Raw genomic sequence first — 17,598 nt, 5'->3', positions numbered from 1 at the left:
CATGCAATCTTTTGTACTGCAAAACTTCTCAACCTAAATCAGTATCCCCATCAACTTTGCTTTTGCCACCGCTTGAGTTCTACGCTCCACACCCAACTTTCCGTTAATACGTCGCGCATGGGTTTTTACTGTATGCAATGAAATAAACAGTTGTTCGGCAACCTGCTGATTCGAAGCACCCTGAGCAATCAATGTCAGCACTTCGCGCTCGCGTCGACTGAGGCCCGGGGCATGATCAGCGTTATCGCTCAGCCAGACAGGAATCTGCTTGCCAGACGCCGTGCCGGCGCTGCCTCGGCGTAATTCCCACTCGCGCATGGCTTGCTGCAACCGGCAGCGCTCCGCCAGCATTGCGGCTCGCTGGAAAGCTTGCTGCGCCGCCACCGTGTCACCGTGCAATTCGGCCAACTGGGCGAAGGCCAGCAGCAACTCCGTTTCCGCCGCCAACATGCCTTTGGCCTGAGCGCGTTTCAGCAATCGTTCAATGGTGGGCAGAGCGGTTTCGTCAGGGATCGATTGCGCATTCGCGCAGGCCAGCAGGTATTCGATGCGAATAATCAGTTCGAACGTCGCGGGTGGCGCCTGCAATGCAGAAGGTCCCCGGTAATGCCGTAACAGTCGGCTCAACGCTTCTTGGACAAGATGCGGTCGGCCCTGCTGCAACCAGAACTGGCTGCTGACCTGCAACACAACACCGCGATAGACCGTATCGGGAATCTGCCGCTGCTGCATGACCCTTTCGGCGTCGCGCAGGCGCTCGAAAGCGCAGGCATAATCGCCGCGATTGCCGGCCAGTTGCGCCTGCCCGAGGTAGCCGTACAAGACTCGTTTGTCTGCACTGCGCAGGCAATCTTCAAGACCCTGGCTGAACAACTGCGCAGCCTGCTCTTCAAGGCCCATGCACAGCGCCAGTCGTCCGCGTCGCAGGGCGATGCGGCCGAGCAGCGGCGTGGGCACCATGCTGCGCTGACGCAGCAAGTGCTCGATCTCCACCAGCAGGCTTTCCGCACGCAAAGGCGCGCCTCGCTGCTCGAGCCATTGCGCATGGTCAAGCTCAAGCAAGCCTTCGAACAGCAACGAGCCGTGAGCCCGCGCCAGGCACAGCGCCTCGCGGTTGAGGGCATGGGCCTGATCGAGCTCACCGCACAGCAACGCCTGCTGGGTCAGTCCCGACAAGCACATCACACGGGCCTGCCAGGCATCGTCAGCCAGTGCGGACAACGCCTCCTGAAAGCAGGCGCGTGCCGGCTCCATTTGCCCTTGCAGGTGAAACAGCCATCCCTGTTGCGCCTGCCAGCGGGCCAGCAGCTGCTGCTCCAGTTGCGCTGTCGGTTGCGGCATGAAGCGGCCGAGATGAGCCAGGCATTGCCCGGCCTGTTCGAACCGGCCGGCAAACAATAAGGCGCCCGTGACCAGCACGATCAGCTGGGGTGTCATCAGGGTCAGCTGCTGGCTTTGCTGCTCGTGCAAACGCAACAGCAGGACGACCGTCTGGTCTTCGAACAAGTCTTCGAAGCTGAAATGCTGCAACAGGCTGACGGCAGTTTCGTATTCCTCGGCCAACAACGCTTGTTCGAACGCCGCTCGCCAATCCTGCGTCGCGCTGAACCACTGACAGGCGCGCCGGTGCCAGGAACGCGCGCACGGCCAATGCGACTCCTGGATGATTCGCGACAGCGGGCGGAACACCTGGAGCCAGTCAGCGGACGCTTGCCAAGGCTCGATGAAGCAGCCCAGCACTTGCAGATCACGCAGCAACTGAGCGCCCTCGCCAGGGCCGAACAAATGCTCGCATAACGGCGCGTTGAACCGTGGCAGATGAGCCAGCACACGCCATGCCTCGTCCTGCTCCGGGGTCAGGTTGCTGAAGAGTTCGTGCTGCAGATAATCGAGCAGAGTGTCGACACGCTGCTGCGGCTGCAGGTTTTGCGACCAATCGCACTTTTGCAGGAGCGCCATGCGCGCCCCCGCGCACCAGCCGCCGGTACGCTGGATGATACGGGCAGCGACACGCTCGGCCTGGTCTGGCGGCAAATGGTGCAACACCGATACCACTTCATCGTGAGTCAGCGCCAGGCTGGCGCTTTCGAATTCGTAGAGTTCGTCATCGAGCAACAGCCGCGGCCAGTTGCACTGCGGCCGGCGCCGAGTGCTGACCCACCAGGTGAGCGCCGGGCTGCTGACCGCCAGCAGGCGATCCAGCAGCGCATCCACAGCCGGATCCGGCAGACGACTGTAATCGTCGATGAACAGCGACGTCGGCCTCGACCAATGAGCCAGCTCCGCCATCAGTTGCGTATCGTCAAGGCCTTCGACCAGCCCGAGCGCCCGCGTCAGACGCTGGCAAAATTCTTCGCTGCTGAGCGCCGCGCCCGCCAGCGGCAGCCAGATGGCCTCGCACTCTGCACGCACCTGAAGAAGACATTCGGTGAGCAGTGCGGTTTTGCCACTGCCCGCGGGCGCGCACAACAGCTTCACCCGCGCGCTGGATGCCAGCAAAGGTGCGCTCAAACGGCTGCGAGGTTGATGATGCGAAGAAAGCCTGGGCAAAAATCCGGGTCGATCCAGGCACGGGGTCATGGCGGTCATCGGGTGAGCCTTCTTATCGTTGTGCGCTCACCCTAGCCCTCTCCCGCGCCCTTGTTGACAAGTATTCAGCACGCTGATTGATGGCCATAAAAAAGGCGACCGTGCGGTCGCCTTTTGTCCAGCGGTACAGCAGACCCGTTACCGTACGCCCTCGGCGCGCAGAGCCGACGGGGTGTAATCGGCGGCCTTGGCTTCAAAGCCGAATTCGAAGCTGTGCTTTTCTTCGTTCTTCATGCCCAACGCAATGTAGCGGCCGGCAATGATGTCGTAGAGCGCTTCCAGCGTGTAAGCCTGGGCCTGATGATCGTAGTAGTACTGCGCGTGACCTTCGGCGACGCGCCACAGTTGCCCGCGACCGTCGTAGTGATCGGCCAGTGCCACTTGCCAGCTGTCCTCGTCGATGTACATGTGGCGCTTGGCGTAGATGTGCCGCTCGTTCGGTTTCACCGTGCCGATCACTTCCCAGACGCGGTGCAGTTCGTAACGGGTCAGGTCCTGATTGATGTGCCCGGCCTTGACGATGTCGTCGTACTTGAGCTTCGGCGAGTCGAGCTTGTAGCTGTTGTAGGGAATGTACATTTCCTTCTTGCCGACAAGTTTCCAGTCATAGCGATCCGGCGCGCCGGAGAACATGTCGAAGTTGTCCGAAGTCCTCAGGCCATCGGCCGCTGTACCCGGGCCGTCATAGGCCACTTGCGGTGCGCGACGTACGCGGCGTTGACCGGCGTTATAGATCCACGCCAGACGCGGTTCCTTCACCTGATCGAGAGTTTCATGCACCAGCAGCACGTTACCGGCCAACCGCGCCGGGGCGGTCACCGATTGCTTGAAGAAGGTCAGCACATTGGCGGCTTTATCCGGGTCGATGTCTTTCATCAATTGCGGCACGGCGATCTCTTCTTCGAAGCGGATCGGCGTGTAGCTGCCGTTGGTCTGCGGCGTGACCTGGGTGATGATCCGCCGCAGATTGCCACCGTGGTAGCGGGTGATGTGGTTCCACAACACCTCGACGCCGTTCTTCGGAATCGGGAAGGCGTAGTAGCGATTGCCGGTGAAATTGGCCAGGCCGTTGCCATCGTTGATCGCGTTGACGTTGAGCGCGCTGCGCTTGGCCGACTCGTAGATTTCCGCTGGCGCCCCCACGGTGCGGTGGGTCGGGTAGACCGGGATCTTGTAGGTTTCCGGGTAGCGTTTGAACATCGCCACCTGGCCATCGGAGAGCTTGCTTTTGTATTGCTCGACGTTCGCGGCGGTGATGGTGAACAACGGTTTTTCGTTGGCAAACGGGTCGGCGAGGAAGCCCTTGCTGTCCACCGCACCGGCGTTTTTCGGGATGCCGCCGGTCCAGGCCGGAATCGATCCGTCGGCATTGCCGGCCTTCTCGGCGCCGAGCGGGGTCAGGCTGGTGCCGAGTTTGTTCGCCTCATCCGGCGACACCGCCGCCATCACGTTGGCGGCCAGCAGACTCAAGGCCAGCACGCCACATTGCAGAATCGTTTTGCGCATTGCAGTCATCCTTCTCGGGCAGATCAGAAGTTCACGCCGAAGCTCAAGGCCACGAAGTCACGGTCTTCGAGGACGTTGTAGTCGCCACCGAAAAAGTCGGTGTAACTCAGGCTTGCGGTGTAGGTGTTGCGGTAGTCGGCATCGACGCCGAAGCTGATGGCTTTCGCACCTTCGTTGAACAGACCGTTGGGGCCGTAACCGGCGACGTCATGGGACCACGACAGGTTGGGCTTGAGGTTGATCCCGCCGATGACGTTGGCGTAATCGAGAATCGCCCGGGCGCGATAGCCCCACGAAGTCGAGGTGACGAAGCCGTCGGTATCGCCGCCGAAACCATACTGGCCGTACACCGAATCACGGCCGTAACGCAGCTCACTGCGGGACTCCAGACCACCGACATGCACCACCGCCGCTTCACCGACTACGGTCAGGCGTTCGGCGCCGAGCACCTGATCGAAGAAGTGCGTGAGGGTGCTCTGGATCTGCGTGACTTCCTTGCGCCGGTAGCCTTTGTTGTCCGCACCCGGCGAAGTAGCGAGTGGCGATGCGGTGCCGCCGGCAATCGGGTTGACCAGCGCCAGGGTCAGGTCGTTGGTGTTGACCTGCACCGGCGCGTTCGGCCGATAGCTGACCTCACCGGTCCACGCGGTGCCGGTGGGCAGCGTGGTGGAAAAACTCGCGCCGTACAGGCGAATGTCTTCCGGGTATTCGAGGTAGTACTGACCGCGCCCGAGCATCACGCTTTGCGCCAGCCCCGCACCGCTGCCAGGCGCGAGGCCGTTGGCAATGCCGACCATGCCTGGCAATGCCGCCAGTGTCGACAGCCCCGCCGTGGTGGTGCCGACCGTCGGCGTACGGCTGTGGTAGTTCATGAAGTAGAGGCCGTACTCGGTGTCTTCGCCGAGCCAGCGCAGCGCCGTGCCCCACTGCCCGGAATCGCGCGCATCGCGATCACCGCCACGGGGGATCACCACGCCCTCGCGGGTGACCTGAATGCCTTGGCCGAACGCGGTGGTCAGCGGCACCAGTGGCGCCACCGCTGGGCTGCCGACGGTGTAGCCGTTGTTGCAACCGTCCGCCGCGACGTCGACGCCAAAGAAGGTGCCGCAGTTGTCGAGAACGGTCTGGTCCCACTCCAGTTGGTAGAAGCCTTCGACCGAAAGTTTGTCGGTCAGGCTCTGCGAACCGAACAGCATGTTCACCGGAATCAGGCCTTCCTTGATCTCGGCACCGGGACGGCGGAATGCCGAGACGTCGACCGGGTTGATGCTGTTGATCGAGTTGCCGATGAAGGTACTTTCGCCCCAGCTCACCACCTGCTTGCCGGCCCGCACGGTGCCCGGCAGATCGGCGATGGCATAGTTGTGATAGACGAAGGCATCGAGGATCTGCGCGCCGGAAGACTTGGCGCCTTCCTTGCGGCCGCTGTCGCTGATCTGTTTGAACTCGCGGTCTTCGTCCTTGAGTTCGAAGTCGTACCAGTATTTGCCCCGCACGAACACGCCGGTATCGCCGTACTTCAGTTCGAGGTCGTGGATACCCTTGAAGATTTTCGAGAAGGTTTCGCCCTTCTTGAAATTCAGCCGCCCGTCATCACCGGTGGACGATTGTCCGCTGCCGCCATTGACCGTGCCGACCAGCGAACTGTCGGCATCGCGCAGGCCCCAGCTTGCGCCGACCGAAAGTGACGAGTCGAAGGTGCCTTCGATTTCGCCGATGTTGAAGGCGACCGCGTGCGCCTGGGCGCCGCAACCCAGAGCCACCGCAGCGGCCAGCGCCTGCGGTGTGAAGATGGCGCGCATTGTTGTTTTTGTCATGCGTCTTCCCCGGTGAGTGACAGAAGGCCCCACCCTACTGCCGGTCGCTGCGGTCGATAAGCGCACCAAGGAGGTATTTGCGTTGTCGCTCGAAAGGATGAATGGCCTTGCGCGGTGGGGCCTTGAGAGGTTCATGGGCTGGCTGGATGGCGCATCATCAGCGCCATTCATGGGCACCCCACTGTTGCGCGCCCCGTAACAGTGCATGTCTGGAATCGGTATTTTTCCTACAGGCTTGAGACCTTATTCTGAGCGCGCTTTCCCGGCACACGCCGCAAAGCGCGAAGCCCGCTACGCTGAATCGCGAGCGACTGGCTACAGATTCTGGATAAATCGATGTTTTCGGTTTACCGCCCCGCTGTTCACTGACGTTGATTTGTAGCTCCTTGATCCAACGTCTTACCTTGGCCGCTGCGTTTGCAGCGGCCTTTTTTATGGGCGTTTAAAAAGGCTGGATAGCGGTTCGGCAAAGCTTGCGATCGGCGTGTCAGACATTTCTTCGAAGCTCGGACGAATACCCTCTGCATCGATATAAACCAGCGAAAACCCTTTCGACATAACGCCCTGTTACTGACGGGCTTCTCGGATTTGATTACCGCCACTCTGAGGTAACTTGAAACACCTCAACCATTCGCTGGTGACACGGATGTCATCGCCACCCGTGCGCACTTTTCGAGCGAGTGAAAACGCACATTCAAAAGGACATGAATATGCCAAAGCCTCCACCGTTGGAACTGGATCCAGTACATATCAGGGAGTTCGGTGCTGATGGCTTCGAACCGTTCAAAGAACGCGACATGAATTACTCCTACAGTGGCATGTTCGGCCCTGCCGGCGCCAATGCGCAGACGCGTGAATTGATGCATGAAACGCAAGTCGCCGTGGAACAGAAATTCAACGCAAGAACCGCCTCGATTACCCAAACCATTGAGGTCGAACTGGCGGCGACCAGGCTGGAAGGACCGACCAATCCTCTGCCACCTGCCGCAGCACTGGCCCGCGAAGTGGGCGTCAGGAACACGTTAATTCAACGCAAGAGCGCCGAGTTTCAACGGCAGACCGCCATCGCCAACCGCTTTTATGGCAGCGATCCACTGGGAAAAACCTTCAAGGATTACCTGAATCAGGCATCGGCCAATCGGCGCGCGCATGGCGCAGCGGTCCGCAGCAGAGCGTTGTGGAGCGAGTCCTTTCGGGCCGCCCACGAAGCGCGGCTGCTGGGCCAGACATTGGCGCTGCTCAACCAGCAACAGGCTGGCGTACTCAATTGGCTGGCCACCGTACAAGCCCAGGATCAGGCCCAGGCGGCAGCGGCAGAGGCGCAACGCCAAGCTGCAGAACGTGCCCACATTGCCGCTGAGCAACAGCGCCAGCGTGACATTGCCGAAGCGGTGCGCCGGGAGCAGGAAGAAATTCGCGCACGCGAACAGGCGCGTCTGGCCGCGTTGGCGGAGCAACAGCGTCGGGATGCCGAACAGGCTCGATTGGCGGCTGAGACCGCGCGCCTGAATGCTGAGGTTGAAGCTCGGGAGAAAGAGCGGCTGGCTGCGTTGAAAATCGCCCAGGCCGAGGCACAAGCCAAAGCTGAAGCAACGGCGCTGGCCCATGCGGCAGAACAGGCTCGGTTACAGGAGGACAGGAAGCATGTCTTTCCGTCCTCTGGAGCAATGGCCAGCAACGGCCCGGCCGTTTCTTTCGTTTCGACAGCCGTCCCGCTCAGCCCGGCTATCTCGGCGGGAATACTCAATGCACTACGTACGGCAAAAGCGACCCTGACAGCGACGGGCACGGCGCTGTTCGGCAGTCCAGTACTGATGGGGTTCGCAGCGCTATTGATGCCGTCACCTCTGGGCAACGGCGAACGCTTCGCCATGAGCGTTCCACTGGCCGAGTTGTCGTCCGAGCCGGCCGAGACGCTGCGTGAAATCGCAGACCGGCAGGGCACTTTGGAGATGCAGGTCGGGCTAGGCGTCAGGCGACTCGGGGCTGGCACGCAAGTGTTCATCGCTACGAGTGATGACTTCCATATTCGCTCAAGTGTGCTGGTCCTCAATGCCGCATACGATTTGCTCAACGACGTATACGAGGTCGCACTATCGGACTCGCCTACCGACTTCCTGACCTGGACGCCGGCAATCTCGCCGGGCGACCAATCGACCGCTTTGCCAATAGTGGATACCGGTTCGCCCGCCTATTCCGGCGCTTCCGTTGTTGCGGTTGAAGGGCGGCTGGATCTGAACCCGATCCTGATTGAAGGCTGGGATCGATTCATCATCGTGTTTCCGGATGATTCGGGGATTGAGCCGCTTTATGTGGTGTTCAGTAGTCCTTATGAAGGGGCGACCGAAGAGGGGAAGCACAGCGGGCGTAGTTTCAACCCTGACGAGATTGGAGATGAAATATCAGATTTGCAGTGGGCAACAGCCGCTGTTTCATCGGAAGGAACGGACATCGTGAAGTTACACATTTCAAAGTTTCCGCAATCAGCTGCCAATGACGTGATGCTTGATCGCCTGGAGCGAATCGCTCGTGGAGAACTCGAAGCTTCCGACACTGACAAACGTTTCTACGCTCACGAGATAAGGGAGTTCGAAAGATTCAGAGCTTTAGGCTTTGGTGATACCGAGATGCCAGAGATCGGGTCACCGATCTGGAATAACGTGCATACGGCAACGTTGGAAGATTTCCAGTTGAAAGACGATCCCGCACTTCTCTACACGCCCGAAGCACTGGCTGCAGCAATGGAGCAGGAAGAACGTGATTACCAGAAATTGCTGAAGGAGATGTGGTAATGAGTACCGTCGAGATGATTGTTAAAAATGAACCTCTGGATGACATAGTTACGGTGTTCGCGTTACTTCAGGCAACGCCACATCTGGACATGATGATCAGACGCCACAATCGAGACCTGATCGACGAGTATGGGACCCTGGAAGCATCGTACGCTCGGCTCTTCGCTGCAGGAGTTTTGCTGGAGGGAGAAAAGGGCCTAGCTATCAAAGGACCTAACTGGAAGCCGCCCAAGTTCATGACAGAAAAAAGATACATTTGAAAACTGGAGCCACCCGCCGCGAGGGTTGGTGGCTCCGTTAACTTCAAATCGAATACTTCTGCAAATTCGCCATCATTTCCTTCAACGCTTCAATATTGTCCTTCGGATGCGCCGCCCCTTCGAAATCACAAATCTGCTGCCAGTGCGCCGCGACGTCTTCCGGCGAGAACCCCTCGCGCGGATCGAAGCCGGCACCGAGGCTGCGTTCCCAGCGCACCTTGCCCATCCAGCCGCCGCCGACCTCGAACAGGCCGGACGTTTCCTGGCATTGCTCGCTGGCCAGATACACCACCAGCGGGCTGACCAGTTCCGGCTTCAGTTGCTCGAATACTTGCGGCGGGATCAGGCCTTCGGTCATGCGCGTGCCGCCGGTCGGGGCGATGGCGTTGACCAGAATGTTGTTCTTGCGCCCTTCGATCGCCAGCGTTCGGGTCAACCCGTACAGCCCGAGTTTGGCCATGCCGTAGTTGGACTGACCGAAATTGCCGTAAATGCCAGAAGTCGACGCAGTGAAAATCACGCGACCGTAGTTTTGCTCGCGCAGATGCGGCCAGGCAGCACGGGTAACCTTGTAGGCGCCTTCGACGTGGACGCGATAGACCAGATCCCAGTCGGCGTCGTCCATCTTGTGAAATGACTTGTCGCGCAGGATCCCGGCGTTGTTCACCACGACGTCGACGCGGCCGAAGGCATCGAGGGCGTTCTGTACCAGTTTGTCGCCGTCAGTCACCGAGTCGTGGTTGGCTTCGGCAATACCGCCGGCCTCGCGGATTTCCGCCACTACGCGGTCGGCAGCCGAAGCGTTGGCGCCCTCGCCCTGTGTCGAGCCACCGAGATCGTTGACCAGCACCCTGGCGCCCTGTCTGGCGAACAACAGCGCATGGGCACGCCCGAGGCCGCCACCGGCGCCGGTCACTATCACGACTTTATCTTCAAAACGCACAGGTTCATTCATCGCGGCAACTCCAGCAGGCCAAGAGGTAATGAACCCGAGTGTCAGGCACGACGCTTTGGGTCACAACGAACACGGCTGCGGCTGAATGGTGCGCGATAAGGCTGAGGGATGATCGAGTGTCCGGTCGCCGAGAGCCTGTGCTCTCGGCGAGAATCAGGAGTACGCCACTTTGCGTGGTGGCAATACCAGACGATCGCGAAACGCCAGATAGTGCTTGAGCACCAGCGCCGGCGCCTCGGTTTGCGGATAGTGGCCGATGCCAGGTAAGAGCACGGTGTCTGCATCAGGGATCAGTTCACGATATCGCTCGACCATGTGCATGCCGGAGATCGGGTCAAATGCGCCGTCGATCACCCGCAGGGGAATGTCACCCTGCTGCATGGCCGCCACCCAGCGCTCGCGCTGCACCCGGCGCTCAGGAATGTAAGTGATCAATTTGTGCAGGATGCGCGGGCCATGGTTGCTTTCGACCAGACTCCAGTAATCATCCAGTTCGCTTTCAGATGGCTGGGTCTGCGGGCCGAAGATCTGCCGGAAACCTTTGACCAACGCCTCACGGCTGAAGGCGCGGCCGAGCAGCCAGCCAATCGGGCTGAGCAGCAGTTTCTGCATCAGCAGCGGACGATGGGTTTCCGGAAACAGACCGCCATTAAGGAATACGCAACTGGCAACTTCGATGCGCTGTTCATAGTGCCGTGCGAGCAGTTCCTGAGCGACGCTGTCGCCGTAGTCGTGAGCGAGGATGTGCACCGCTTGTTCAACCTGCAGATGGGCGAGCAGTGCCTGTTGCAGATCGGCCTGTTCCAGCAGGCTGTAGGTGTGATTACGCGGTTTTGCCGAATCGCCGAAACCGAGCATGTCGCAGGCGATCACCTGATAACGCTGCGCCAGTGGCTGCCACAGGTAATGCCAATCCCAACTGGCAGTGGGGAAACCGTGAATCAACAGCAACGGTTCACCCTGCCCGACTGTCCAGTAGCGGATCGACTGGCCACGAAAGACAAAAGTCCGGCTGCGCTTGCGCCAGACACTCAGAGGAATCTCGGCGAGCGGCATTAGAATTTATACCCCGGATCCTGCAGGTCGAGTTTGCGCAGCAGCGCCGGCCACGCCAGCGCGCCGCCCATGCCCTGCGTGCTCTTGGTGACGCCGGCAATCATTGCCTTTGCGCCGGCGAGAATCTGCGGTTCGATGGCGATCAGTTCGGCACCTCCAGTCTGCGCCATGACCTGAATGTCGCAGGCTCGCTGGAAGGTGAACATCATCAGAAACGTATCGGCAATGGTGCTACCACAGGTGAGCAGACCGTGGTTGTGCAGCATGAGGAAATTGTTGTCGCCGAGGTCGGCTTGCAGGCGCGCCTTTTCTTCATGGTTCAGGGCCACGCCCTCGTAGGCGTGATAGGCCAGGCTCGACAACACAAACAGTGACTGTTGACTGATCGGCAGCACCCCCTGCCTTTGCGCCGACACTGCAACGCCTGACGCAGTGTGCGTATGCAGCACGCAAACCACATCGTGGCGAACTTCGTGGACGGCGCTGTGAATGGTGTAGCCGGCGGGGTTGATTTCGTAGGGGCTGTCCATGAGTTTGTTGCCGGCCTGATCGACTTTCACCAGGCTCGAAGCGGTAATCTCGTGGAACATCAGGCCAAACGGATTGATCAGGAAATCTTCGGTGCCGGGCACCTTGGCCGAGATATGCGTGAAGATCAGATCGTCCCAGCCGTGCAGCGCGACCAAGCGATAACAGGCGGCAAGATCGACACGGGTCTGCCACTCGGCAGCGCTGACCTGATCTTTGACGTTCGGCGACGATTGGACGGGGGCTACGCTCACTGTATGCACCTCTGCGTTCTTCTTGTTCTGCTCGTGTCAGCAGTCTAGTCAGGCGCAGGGCATCGCGTAGTTGCATTGGCAGCCAGCTTGATGACTGAACGAGTCAGCCGGGTAAACAGCCTTGACCCGTTTCAACGCAACAACGCTTAAAAGGTGCAGCGATTACTGCCCGCAATCAGCCCTTGAGCGCTTCAATCAACTGCGCCAGCCACGGCTCGGCATCGGTTTCCGGCGTGACGCTTTCGCTGGCGTCGATGCGCAGCATTTCCTGAACCTCGTTTACTCCCAGTTCGGCAAACAGTTCGCGCATATGCTCGCCACCGCCGCAGAAGGTGTCGCCGTAGCTGGCATCACCGAGGGCGATCACCGCGCCGGGCAGGCCGCGCAACGAAGCAGGCAACTGATCGCGCAGGGTCGAATACAACGGTTGCAGGTTGTCCGGCAGCTCGCCCATGCCAGTGGTCGAAGTCACAGCGAGAAGGGCCTCGGGACCGAACGCCTGGATATCGGCCAACGCGACGCGCGAGTTGTAGAAGGTTTCAAAGCCGGCGGCTTTCAGCAGGTTCTGGGCGTGGCGGGCGACTTCTTCGGCGGTGCCGTAGACCGAACCGGAGAGGATGGCGACTTTCATCAATCTGATCCTGGAACTGAAAAAAAAGAGCCGCGATAGTAACAGCCCATGCCGCGAAGTTGCGATTGGCTCTCAATGCAAGCGGATGGCCTATAGACAGTCCGCGGCTTTCTTCTAGAATGCCTGCCACTGACATAACGGAAGGGATTCTCGGATGATCAACGCCAGCCTGCTGCAAATGGTGATCAATGCGTCGAATGACGGAATCGTGGTCGCTGAAAAGGAAGGCGAGCAGGACAACATCCTTATTTACGTCAACCCTGCCTTCGAGCGCATGACCGGTTATAGCAGTGAGGAAATCCTCTACCAGGACTGTCGTTTTTTGCAGGCTGGAGACCGTGATCAACCAAGTCTGCAACTGATTCGCGAGACATTGCGTGAAGGCGGTTCCTGCCGGGAAATCCTGCGCAACTATCGCAAGGATGGCACGCCGTTCTGGAACGAATTGTCATTGTCGACGATAAAAAATGCCGATGACGGGCAGACCTATTTCATCGGTGTGCAGAAAGATGTGACGGTTCAGGTCAAGGCGCAGCAGCGGGTTGCGCAGCTGGAAGCTCAAGTGGCGGCGCTGCAAAGCGAGCTGGCGGCACTCAAAGCGACGAACGGCGCAAACAAAACCGCGAACTGATGGTCATTAACTACAATCACCAATGACTTTGTAACTATTCACTTCGAGTTAGCCATGCAGCGCGACGCCCTCCTCACCCAGGACGAGCTGGATTTCATCCAGACCATGCAGCACAACCCGCAACTTAACGTGCGGGATGCAACGTCGAGTCTGCTGGTTAATGGTGGTTCGCAGATCCGTGACCTGCTGACACGTCTGGCTGCTCACGAGCAGGTGACGATCCAGGCCAACTTCGAAAATCAACAGATGACTTTTCCGCTGCATCTGGTGGAAGACGAGTTCCACGCGCTGCATCTGCGTCTCGGTGTGCCGAGCATCTATGAAGACGGCCCGATGGTGCGGCCGTGGCGCCTGGTATTGGAAGAGCCGGTGGCATTGGAAAACGCCAAAGGCCAGCCCGGCACGCTGTGGGTGCACGAGGTGTCGCACAAAGGTGTGTTGCTGGAAGTGCGCAACAAGACCAAACCACCGAAACATTTCGCCCTGTGGTTCAGCCCTTCCGGTTATGAGCGCATCTCGTTGCGCGGCCATTTCGAGCGTGAAACCGAGCAAGGTTTCTTCGCTTACGAACTGAGCCAGACCGATGCCGACGAAACCGAGCGCTTGCGCCAGTTCATTCTGCAACAGCATCGTTTGACTCACCCCGCCCTGCACGCCTGAGTTTCAGGTATCCAGTTTGCCTGCCATGAATTGCTTCATGCGTTGACGCATTGTCGCGCCCTCATTTCCCAGGCATGCCACCGATGAACCGGCCAGACTCTCTTCGGCCAGTTCCGAGGCATCGCCGGCCAACATCAATTGGCAATCCAGACTCAGTGCCAGACGATTCAGGCGCCGGGGCAGCTCTGGACCGGGGGCATGATTGGAAAACAGCACAAGTGCGTCAGGCTTGACCTTTTCGCAGACCAGCGTCAATTCATCGAAAGGCTGGCCCGTGGTGAGCACCCGCACGCCAGAATCGTTGCCACTGAGAAACAGCGCCGCGACCAGCAACTCAAGCTCTCTGCATTGCCCCGCAAGCGCACTGACGACCACCCGGCGCGGTTGAGCCCCCCGCAGCATGACGATGCGCTGCAGCACGCGCGCCCTGAGAAATCCGTCGAGAAACAACCATTCGCTGGTTTGCCCGAAAGCGTCCTGGCGCTGCAGCAGTTGACGCCACAACGGCATCAGAATGGCTTCAAACACCACCGGCAGCGCGTACGACGAGAAAATCTGCCCGTAGACGCGATCCAGCTGCTGATCGTCGAACGCACTGACCGCCTGCTGAACCTGCTCCTGCCATTGCTTGTAATCGGCCTGCACATGGTCATCGGGGATAAAGTTTGCCAGCACCTTCAAAGGCTCTGTTTTCGCCAGGATCTTGCCGACCTTGCTCACGGCCACGCCGCGATCGATCCAGTCGACGATGCTGCGCACGCGCTCGATATCGTTCATGGAATACAAACGATGCCCGCTTTCGGTGCGCGTCGGCTGGATCAATCCGTAGCGACGCTCCCAAGCCCGCAGGGTCACCGGGTTGACGCCCGTCAGGCGCGCCACTTCGCGGATAGGGAAAAGCTCTTCGCGCTCGAGCGTGCCGGGTGCTGTTGAGGCCGGGCGAGTGTCCGTGATTACAGGCATCTGGCGTTCAACTTCCATGTCGGTTTATTGGATCCCATTTTAAACATGATGGACTGGAAACCTTCAAGTAGTGATCTACGACGATTGAGGCTGGTTTAATCGACAAAATCAGGAATAATCCTTGCTTGTAGTAAAGCGCAGGCCTCTACCCCGGCCTGCGTCAGGCGAAGCTCTTACCCGGAACGACGCACTCGAAATACGGAGATACAAAATGTCTACTTCCCCCGTCACGCTCATGGTAGCGCGTCGCGTCGCTGATGGCCGCTATCACGACCTCATTGCATGGTTGCGCGAAGGCGAGCAACTGGCCACCGACTTCCCCGGCTACTTGGGCTCCGGCGTCCTTGCGCCACCGCCCGGTGACAACGAATTCCAGATCATCTTTCGCTTTGTCGATGAGCAGACGCTGCATGCTTGGGAATATTCGGCGTCGCGTACCGCCTGGCTGAACCGCGGCAGCGATTTGTTCGAACATCCTAAAGAGCACCGGGTCAGCGGCATTGAAGGCTGGTTTGGTGCTGCCGGGCAACGCCCACCGCGCTGGAAACAGGCCGTGGCGATCTGGCTGGCGTTTTTCCCGGTGTCGCTGATTTTCAACTTTATCCTCGGCCCGCTGCTGGCTGAGTTGAGCCTGTTGCCGCGGATATTGATCGGCACGGCGTGCCTGACGCCGCTGATGGTGTATTTCTTCATCCCGTTGTCGACGCGCCTGCTGGCGAACTGGTTGAACAGCACGCCGACGCGGCCATTGGCTGGCGCAGCGTCGGCGCAGAATCGCTGATCTGCAGCGGGCGGCGAGCCTGTTATAGTTTTCGCTTCAACCGCGATGCGAGCCGCCCATGCCAGATTCCGCAGCCCCGATCCTCATCACCGGCGCCGGCCAGCGTGTCGGCTTGCACTGCGCGCAGCGCTTGATCGAGGACGGCCACCCGCTGATTTTCACTTACCGCACCGAGCGACCGGGCGTGCAGGCCCTTCGCGATCTTGGCGCGACAGCGCTGTTCGCGGACTTTTCCAGCGAGGCCGGGATTCTTGCCTTCATCGACGCGCTGAAAGCCCACACCGACAGCTTGCGCGCCGTCGTGCACAACGCCTCCGAATGGCTGGCGGAAACCCAGGGCAGCGAAGCACAGGCCTTCAATCGCATGTTCAACATTCACATGCTCGCGCCTTACCTGATCAACCTGCACTGCACCGAGTTGCTGCAGCGCTCGACACCTGCCGACATCATCCACATCAGCGACGATGTCACCCGCAAAGGCAGCAGCAAGCACATCGGTTATTGCGCCAGCAAGGCCGGGCTCGACAGTCTGACCCTGTCGTTTGCCGCGCGCTTTGCGCCGGCCATCAAGGTCAACGGCATCGCCCCGGCGCTGTTATTGTTCAACCCCGACGATGACGCGGCGTACCGCACCAAGGCGTTGGCCAAGTCCGCGCTGGGTATCGAGCCGGGCAGCGAGGTGATCTATCAGAGCCTGCGCTATCTGCTCGACAATCCCTATGTCACCGGCACGACCCTCACCGTCAACGGTGGACGGCACGTCAAATAGGCCGTCCCGCTTCGGCCGCGAGTCGAGTAAGATCCACCAGAACGCCTGCAATAGACTGGACGGAGCAAATCAATGCCACAACTTCAACCGGGAATGGCGCGCATCCGGGTCAAGGATCTGCGTCTGCGCACCTTTATCGGCATCAACGAGGACGAAATCCTCAACAAGCAGGATGTGCTGATCAACCTGACCATCCTGTACGCAGCGCAGGAGGCGGTGCGTGACAACGACATCGACCACGCGCTGAATTACCGCACCATCACCAAAGCGATCATCGCCCACGTCGAAGGTAACCGCTTCGCGCTGCTCGAACGCCTGACCCAGGAATTGCTCGACCTGGTGATGACCAATGCATCGGTGCTGTACGCCGAAGTCGAAGTCGACAAACCGCACGCCCTGCGCTTCGCCGAGTCGGTATCGATTACGCTCGCGGCGAGCCGCTGAGCTTCAAGCTTCAAGCTTCAAGCTTCAAGCTTCAAACGGTAAGCTAACAGCCGACCCCGATCCATCTTGCAGCTTGCAGCTTGCCGCTTGAAGCTGTCTCGAAGAGACCCCCATGACTGATCAACAACGCCTGGAACTCGAAGCCGCCGCCTTTCGCCGACTGGTCGCCCACCTCGACAGCCGCAAGGACGTGCAGAACATCGACCTGATGAACCTCGCCGGGTTCTGCCGCAACTGCCTGTCGAAGTGGTACAAGGCCGAAGCCGACCAACGCCAGATCGAGGTCAGCCTCGATGACGCCCGCGAAGTGGTGTACGGCATGCCCTACGCCGAGTGGAAAGCCCAATACCAGCAAGAAGCCAGCGCCGAGCAGCAAGCAGCGTTTGCCAAAGGAAAACCCAATGACTGATTTGAACACCCTGCGCGCCAGCCTCAAGAGTGGCGAGCATGCTTTCGCCGACACCCTGGCGTTCATCGCCGCCGGTTACGACTACCAGCCGCAAGCATTCAACAACGGCGGCGTGGAAAACGCTGAAGGGCAGAACGAAGGCTCCTGCAAGACCCTGGGTCTGGCACTGCTGGAAGGTCTGAGCGATGAAGAAGCGCTGCTGGCGTTCGGCGAGCATTACCGTTCGGTGCTGGCGACGCCTGAGGGCAGCGATCACGGCAATATCCGCGCGTTGATCAAGCACGGCCTGGCCGGGGTGAAATTCACCGCACAACCACTGACCCGCCGCTAACAACGGGATTCGGATCGTTCCCACGCTCCGCGTGGGAATGCCTCATTGGACGCTCTGCGTCCGCTTTGGGACGCAGAGCGTCTCGGGCTGCATTCCCACGCAGAGCGTGGGAACGATCGAATTGCGTTGGAGCAGGAAGAGCGTGCACAAAAAAACCGGCCAGTCTCTCAGACTGTGTGAAAACGCACTGATGGTGGTTCCAGCAAACGCCCCGACTTGTTC

17 protein-coding genes are annotated in these 17,598 nt (G+C 59.7%); 9 read left to right on the top strand and 8 right to left on the bottom strand.

The window, feature by feature from the left end:
• Window positions 1–33: 33 nt before the first annotated feature.
• From D8U60_RS04820 to D8U60_RS04810, 3 genes are all read right to left on the bottom strand, one after another.
• Window positions 34–2,589 (bottom strand): LuxR C-terminal-related transcriptional regulator, encoded by a 2,556-nt coding sequence (locus tag D8U60_RS04820; protein WP_130899593.1) that lies wholly within the window; start codon window positions 2,587–2,589, stop codon window positions 34–36.
• Window positions 2,590–2,727: 138 nt separating this feature from the next.
• Window positions 2,728–4,095, bottom strand: coding sequence for a DUF1329 domain-containing protein (locus D8U60_RS04815; RefSeq protein WP_016771641.1), 1,368 nt, complete (start codon window positions 4,093–4,095; stop codon window positions 2,728–2,730).
• 23 nt (window positions 4,096–4,118) lie between these two features.
• The gene (locus tag D8U60_RS04810; RefSeq protein WP_038860649.1) at window positions 4,119–5,912 is read right to left on the bottom strand and encodes a DUF1302 domain-containing protein; all 1,794 of its coding nucleotides are present in this window, start codon (window positions 5,910–5,912) and stop codon (window positions 4,119–4,121) included.
• Window positions 5,913–6,622: 710 nt separating this feature from the next.
• On the opposite strand from D8U60_RS04810, the gene D8U60_RS04805 reads away from it, so the two are divergent.
• Together D8U60_RS04805 and D8U60_RS04800 are read left to right on the top strand one after the other, a co-directional pair.
• On the top strand, window positions 6,623–8,704 hold the full coding sequence (locus tag D8U60_RS04805) for an S-type pyocin domain-containing protein (protein WP_130899592.1): 2,082 nt from the start codon (window positions 6,623–6,625) through the stop codon (window positions 8,702–8,704).
• Window positions 8,704–8,964 carry a hypothetical protein gene (locus D8U60_RS04800; RefSeq protein WP_122699983.1) on the top strand — a complete coding sequence of 87 codons (261 nt, stop codon included), beginning with the start codon at window positions 8,704–8,706 and terminating at the stop codon, window positions 8,962–8,964. Before D8U60_RS04805 ends, D8U60_RS04800 begins: the two co-directional genes overlap by 1 nt.
• Before the next feature lie 43 nt (window positions 8,965–9,007).
• On the opposite strand, the gene D8U60_RS04795 is transcribed toward D8U60_RS04800, so the two are convergent.
• From D8U60_RS04795 to D8U60_RS04780, 4 genes are all read right to left on the bottom strand, one after another.
• Window positions 9,008–9,919 carry an SDR family oxidoreductase gene (locus D8U60_RS04795; RefSeq protein ID WP_122610812.1) on the bottom strand — a complete coding sequence of 304 codons (912 nt, stop codon included), beginning with the start codon at window positions 9,917–9,919 and terminating at the stop codon, window positions 9,008–9,010.
• Between the two features lie 153 nt (window positions 9,920–10,072).
• Window positions 10,073–10,975, bottom strand: coding sequence for an alpha/beta hydrolase (locus D8U60_RS04790; protein WP_130899591.1), 903 nt, complete (start codon window positions 10,973–10,975; stop codon window positions 10,073–10,075).
• Window positions 10,975–11,757: a class II aldolase/adducin family protein gene (locus D8U60_RS04785; protein ID WP_130899590.1), complete on the bottom strand. Its 783-nt coding sequence runs from the start codon at window positions 11,755–11,757 to the stop codon at window positions 10,975–10,977. The genes D8U60_RS04790 and D8U60_RS04785 overlap by 1 nt, the downstream gene beginning before the upstream one ends.
• 175 nt (window positions 11,758–11,932) lie before the next feature.
• Window positions 11,933–12,388, bottom strand: a complete 456-nt coding sequence (locus tag D8U60_RS04780; RefSeq protein WP_130899589.1) for a flavodoxin — start codon at window positions 12,386–12,388, stop codon at window positions 11,933–11,935.
• 154 nt (window positions 12,389–12,542) lie between these two features.
• Here D8U60_RS04780 and D8U60_RS04775 point away from each other — a divergent pair, with 154 nt between their 5' ends.
• Complete coding sequence (locus D8U60_RS04775) at window positions 12,543–13,019, top strand: PAS domain-containing protein (protein WP_024011640.1); 477 nt, start codon at window positions 12,543–12,545, stop codon at window positions 13,017–13,019.
• 54 nt (window positions 13,020–13,073) lie between these two features.
• Window positions 13,074–13,679, top strand: a complete 606-nt coding sequence (locus D8U60_RS04770; protein WP_024011639.1) for a hypothetical protein — start codon at window positions 13,074–13,076, stop codon at window positions 13,677–13,679.
• Between the two features lie 3 nt (window positions 13,680–13,682).
• Here the strand turns inward: D8U60_RS04770 and D8U60_RS04765 are convergent, their stop codons facing one another.
• Complete coding sequence (locus D8U60_RS04765; RefSeq protein ID WP_122610867.1) at window positions 13,683–14,642, bottom strand: MerR family transcriptional regulator; 960 nt, start codon at window positions 14,640–14,642, stop codon at window positions 13,683–13,685.
• A gap of 211 nt (window positions 14,643–14,853) precedes the next feature.
• Between D8U60_RS04765 and D8U60_RS04760 the strand changes: the two genes are divergently transcribed.
• From D8U60_RS04760 to D8U60_RS04740, 5 genes are all read left to right on the top strand, one after another.
• Complete coding sequence (locus D8U60_RS04760; protein WP_122610816.1) at window positions 14,854–15,423, top strand: antibiotic biosynthesis monooxygenase; 570 nt, start codon at window positions 14,854–14,856, stop codon at window positions 15,421–15,423.
• Between the two features lie 58 nt (window positions 15,424–15,481).
• Window positions 15,482–16,192: a dihydromonapterin reductase gene (folM, locus tag D8U60_RS04755; RefSeq protein ID WP_130899588.1), complete on the top strand. Its 711-nt coding sequence runs from the start codon at window positions 15,482–15,484 to the stop codon at window positions 16,190–16,192.
• A gap of 72 nt (window positions 16,193–16,264) precedes the next feature.
• Entirely contained in the window at window positions 16,265–16,636 is a 372-nt protein-coding gene (gene folX / locus D8U60_RS04750; protein WP_016771653.1) for a dihydroneopterin triphosphate 2'-epimerase, read from the top strand.
• Between the two features lie 112 nt (window positions 16,637–16,748).
• Entirely contained in the window at window positions 16,749–17,045 is a 297-nt protein-coding gene (locus D8U60_RS04745) for a DUF1244 domain-containing protein (RefSeq protein ID WP_056782977.1), read from the top strand.
• Window positions 17,038–17,376 carry a HopJ type III effector protein gene (locus D8U60_RS04740; RefSeq protein ID WP_110646373.1) on the top strand — a complete coding sequence of 113 codons (339 nt, stop codon included), beginning with the start codon at window positions 17,038–17,040 and terminating at the stop codon, window positions 17,374–17,376. The genes D8U60_RS04745 and D8U60_RS04740 overlap by 8 nt, the downstream gene beginning before the upstream one ends.
• Window positions 17,377–17,598 lie beyond the last annotated feature (222 nt).

Source organism: Pseudomonas sp. Sample_11 (assembly GCF_004307505.1).
In the GTDB taxonomy this organism is placed as follows: Bacteria; Pseudomonadota; Gammaproteobacteria; order Pseudomonadales; family Pseudomonadaceae; genus Aquipseudomonas; species Aquipseudomonas atacamensis.
The sequence above is the reverse complement of the archived record's forward strand: the minus strand, read 5'-3'. Positions and strand labels throughout refer to the sequence as shown.